Genomic DNA, 3,311 nt, shown 5'->3' with positions numbered 1-3,311 from the left:
TGGAGCGCCTCCAGCGACTGAAATGCTCCTGTTTTAATAGCTGGTAGCGCCCGCCAGATAAGGGCTGGAGACCTATTTGTCTTATAAACCGGCGCCTGCCCGCATGCGCCTGCCTTGCGACCACCAGACCAGCAGCGCCAGCGCCAGCGCCGGCAGGTAGAACCAGTGGGCGGTCGGCCTGTCCGTCGGCACCTTGATGGCGCTGACGTCCCAGCCCTGCTCCACCCCCGCCTTGGCGGCACGCGACCCAAACTTGGCCTGCCCGATCTGCAAGGTATCGCCCAGCGGAACCAGTTGCAAACCGGCCTCGGCCAGGCGCTTGCGGCCCTCGGGCCCCTTGTCACCGAGCTGCACTGCCACGGTCTTGACGATCTCGCGGCCTTCAAGCGTGGTGCCGCGCGTGACCATCACCACGCGGCCGCCGCTGTCGACATTGCGCGCGATCTCGAACACCTCTGCCGGTCGGGCGTCACGGTATTCCGGCGTAATCTGGTCCATGAAAAAATCCGGACGGAACAGCAGGATCACCGCGACCAGCAGTGCCAGGGTTTCCCACAGACGGTTCTTGATGCGAAACCAGTTCATGGTGACCGCGGCAAAAAGCAGCGTGGCCAGGATGCTGGCCGAGATCACGCTGAAAAATGAAAACGCACCGCCCACGTCGATCAGCAGCAACTGCGGATTGAAGATCCAGATGAAGGGCAGGATCACGGTGCGCAGGGCGTAGATCGATCCCTGGATGCCGGTTTCAATCGCGTCCTCGCCGGAAATGGCGGCCGCCGCGAAGGTGGCCAGTCCCACCGGGGGCGTGATGTCCCCCATGATCCCGTAATAAAAGACAAACAGGTGCACCGCGATCAGCGGAATCACCAGGCCCGATTGCGCGCCCAGATCCACCACCACGGGCGCCATCAGCGTGGCCACCAGTACGTAGTTGGCGGTGGTCGGCACGCCCAGCCCCAGCACCAGGCACGAAAACGCAATGAACAGCAGCATCAGCATGACATTGCCCTGCGACACGAATTCAACGAACTCCGTCATGCGCAGCCCCAGGCCCGTCAGCGTGATGCCGCCGACGATGATGCCGGCCGTCGCCGTGGCCACGCCGATGCCAATCATGTTGCGGGAACCATCGTGAAAACCATCGACCACGGACCGCCAGCCTTCGTGCCAGGCATCCGGCGTGCGGGTGCGGCGCAGGGCATCGATCAGCGGCCGCTGGGTCATCATCAGCACCACCAGGATGGTCACGGCCCAGAAAGCGGCCAGGGCGGGCGACATTTCTTCCACCATCAGGCACCAGATCAGGGTTCCGATGGGAATCAGGAAATGCAGGCCGGCGCGCACGGTCGGCCAGGTGTCCAGCGCCTTCGGGTTGTCGATGTCAATGTCCTGCGCCAGATCCGGGCTGCGCGCGGCCTGGTGCAGGCATACGCCGTACAGCGCTGCCACCGCCAGCGCGATGACATACGGTGCGGCGCCACCCAGCATGGCTTTGATGCCTTCGAACAGGTAATACAGCGCGCCGATCACGATGATGCTGCCGGAGATACCCAGCGCGTTGCGCAGCACCCGGTCGCGCCACGGCTTGGGTTCGCGCCGGATGAGCGGCTGCATGTGCATCTTGAGCGCTTCCAGATGGACGATGTAGAACAGGCCGAGATAGGACAGGATGGCCGGCAGGAAGGCGTGGCGCACGATGTCTGTGTAGGGAATGCCCACGTACTCCACCATCAGAAAAGCCGCAGCGCCCATGACGGGCGGCATGATTTGCCCGTCCACCGAAGACATGGTTTCAATGGCCCCGGCCTTGACGCCGCCATAACCGGATTTCTTCATCAGCGGAATGGTGAAAATGCCGCCTGAGACCACGTTGGACACCGACGAACCCGAGATCATGCCGTTGAGCGCCGACGACACCACCGCGACCTTGGCCGGGCCGCCGCGCAGGTGCCCCAGCGCTGCAAAACTCACCTGCATCATGTAATTGCCGCCGCCCGCGCGGTCCAGCAAGGCGCCGAACAGCACATACACAAAAATGGTGCCGGCGGACACGCCCAGCGCGATGCCGTACACCCCCTCGGTGGTCAGCCACATGTGTGACATCAGGCGATTCAGCGAGGCCCCGCGGTGCGACAGCACCTCGGGCAACCACGGGCCGAGCATGCTGTAAGCCACAAAAATGACGGCCAGGGCAGCCATCGGCCAGCCCACCGCGCGACGCGTCGCTTCCAGCAGCAACACCATGCCGGCGCAGGCCACCACGATGTCCATGGTCGTCGGCTGGCCAGGTCGAGTGGCAATCTGCGCGTAGAACAACATGATGTAGGCACCGGCGAAAGCGGCCACCAGCGCCATCACCCAGTCCAGCACCGGCACCCGGTCACGCGGCGAACGTTTGAAGGCGGGCCAGGCGAGAAAGGCGAGAAACAGCGCAAATGCCAGATGGATAGCGCGCGCCTCCGTGTCGTTGAGGATGCCAAAGCCCAGCGCAAACGGCAGCGGCGAGGCGTACCAGTACTGGAACAGCGCCCAGACCAGCGCCACCGAAAAAATGATTCCCGCTGTCAGGCCTGTCGGCTTGCGCCCACCGGTATCTACATCGGCCACCAGTTGCTGTAGCGCTTCAGGCGCTTTTTCGATATCGGTTGCCATCGCGATCCTTCAGGAACACAACATGTCGTTGCACGTATCTCTCAAAAAAAAAGGCGAAGTCCGCTTCGCCCTGTGTGGTCGGCCAGCCGCTGCCGGAACAGCGCACTGCTGGCCAGACAGCCGGATTACTTGATCCAGCCTTTTTCCTTGTAGTAACGCGCGGCACCTTCATGCAGTGGCGCGCTCAGGCCGTCCTTGACCATGTTTTCGGGCTTCAGGTTGGCCAGCGCGGGGTGCAGCTTCTTGAATTCGTCGAAGTTGTCGAACAGCGCCTTGGTCACCTGGTAGACCGTCTCGGGCGAAGTCTTGCTTGACGTCACCACGGTTGCCAGCACGCCGTAGGTCTGGGTAGGCTGCGGGTTGTTCGGGTACAGGCCGCCCGGGATGGTGACCTTGGCGTAGTAGGGCTTCTCGGCCACCAGTTTGTCAATCACCGGGCCGGTCAGCGAAACCAGCTTGGCGCCGCAGGTGGTTGTCGGATCCTGGATGTTGGCCGAGGGATGCCCCACGCCGTAGAAGAAGCCATCGATCTTGCCGTCGCACAGCGCCGGGCCGTGTTCGTCAGCCTTGAGCTCGGAGGCCAGGGAGAAATCGCCGAGCTTCCAGCCCATCGCCACCAGCAGCTCTTCCATGGAGGAGCGCGTGCCGGAACCGGG

Annotated in this window: 2 protein-coding genes; both read right to left on the bottom strand. The window is 63.3% G+C overall.

Going from position 1 to position 3,311, the window contains the following annotated elements; genetic code table 11:
* Positions 1–81: 81 nt before the first annotated feature.
* Positions 82–2,655, bottom strand: a complete 2,574-nt coding sequence (locus tag ABI660_RS23270) for a TRAP transporter permease (RefSeq protein WP_348072606.1) — start codon at positions 2,653–2,655, stop codon at positions 82–84.
* A gap of 125 nt (positions 2,656–2,780) precedes the next feature.
* On the bottom strand, positions 2,781–3,311 hold a 531-nt coding region (locus tag ABI660_RS23265; protein WP_348072604.1), incomplete at its 5' end, for a TAXI family TRAP transporter solute-binding subunit.

This window comes from Polaromonas sp. (genome assembly GCF_039930745.1).
Classification (GTDB): domain Bacteria; phylum Pseudomonadota; class Gammaproteobacteria; order Burkholderiales; family Burkholderiaceae_C; genus Polaromonas.
The sequence above is the reverse complement of the archived record's forward strand: the minus strand, read 5'-3'. Positions and strand labels throughout refer to the sequence as shown.

Coding starts and splice junctions, on each gene's coding strand:
- ABI660_RS23270 (WP_348072606.1), bottom strand. CDS start 2,655: ATGGCAACCGATATCGAAAAAGCGCCTGAAGCGCTACAGCAACTGGTG.